This is a genomic window from Alcanivorax sp. HI0083 (assembly GCF_001635175.1).
Window position 1 is genome coordinate 1 of record NZ_LWFX01000141.1, and the last position, 800, is coordinate 800.

The window sequence follows — 800 nt, forward strand, 5'->3', positions numbered from 1 at the left end:
AACGATTTTGACGATGCCAGTGAACAGGTGGCGTTGAATGTGCGCGACAACGATGCCCAGGACAGTAACGCGGCTAACGGAGCCATCGATCTGAGTGTGTTTGTGCCACCGGGAGCCTTTATCGGTGATACCTATGCCCGCTTCCGTCTGTCCAGCACTCCGGATGTGGCTGCCGGTGGGCAGGTGGTATTCGATGGCGAGGTTGAGGATTACAAGGTCACCGTGGCCTCGGCCAATACGGCAGGTACTCTTTCCGGTTGGGTGTTTGAGGATAACGGCAGTGGTGCTATCGCTCACGATGGCAGTAAGGGGGCCGACGAGCCGGGCCTGGCCAATTTGTCGGTGCGGCTCTACCACGATGCTGATGGCAATGGTGTTTGCGAGCAAACGGATACGGTGCTGGCTGAGACGACCACGGATGGCGATGGGGCCTGGGCGTTGACCCCGCCGTTAGCGGACGTGGGGAAGGCTGCTTGCTTGCTGGTCCAGACTCCCAACGGCTATCAGTCCATCAGTGAAAGTGCAGGCTCCGGTGGTGCAAACCTTGCCGTCGGTGCTGGCGATGACGACACCATAACATTATCGGTGCCGCCCAGCGGCACCGTATGGAGTGACATCCTGTTTGGTGATGTGGGCCTGCCGGTTCTTGAACCGGATCGTCAGGGGGTGGTGGATGCGGGCAACAGCCTGTTCTACGACCACCGTTTTACCGCGCGCACCGCCGGAACGGTGGATTTCACTTTCGGGGCGCCCGACACCGTGCCCGCTGCCCCTGCCTGGACGGATACGCTCTATCGGGA

1 protein-coding gene is annotated in these 800 nt (G+C 60.5%); it reads left to right on the top strand.

Annotation, left to right across the window (positions count from 1 at the left end; genetic code table 11):
* A partial coding sequence (locus A3754_RS26955; RefSeq protein ID WP_197468363.1) for a GEVED domain-containing protein occupies positions 1–800 on the top strand: 800 nt, incomplete at both ends.